This is a genomic window from Burkholderia sp. ZZQ-2, assembly GCF_050768715.1.
GTDB classification, from domain to species: Bacteria; Pseudomonadota; Gammaproteobacteria; order Burkholderiales; family Burkholderiaceae; genus Burkholderia; species Burkholderia cepacia.
Window position 1 is genome coordinate 1 of record NZ_LDVA01000063.1, and the last position, 203, is coordinate 203.

Annotated in this window: 1 protein-coding gene; it reads left to right on the plus strand. The window is 64.5% G+C overall.

Going from position 1 to position 203, the window contains the following annotated elements:
• Window positions 1-203: hypothetical protein (locus ABY44_RS02610; protein ID WP_431640814.1), on the plus strand; the 203-nt coding region annotated here is incomplete at both ends.

Genomic DNA, 203 nt, shown 5'->3' on the forward strand with positions numbered 1-203 from the left:
CCCGCGCATCGTCGGGCATGCCCGGCCTCTCATCTACGGATCTGTCAGCATGGCGCGACGTCCTACAGCCCCACGCCGACATCGCAGCGAATGACTTCGCACGTGCCGAGTTCGCGGCCGACCTTCATCAGGTCGCCACCGGCACGGAGGCATCTGCCGACTACAACGACCCTGTCGAATTCTTCCAGCGCACGTTCCTCACG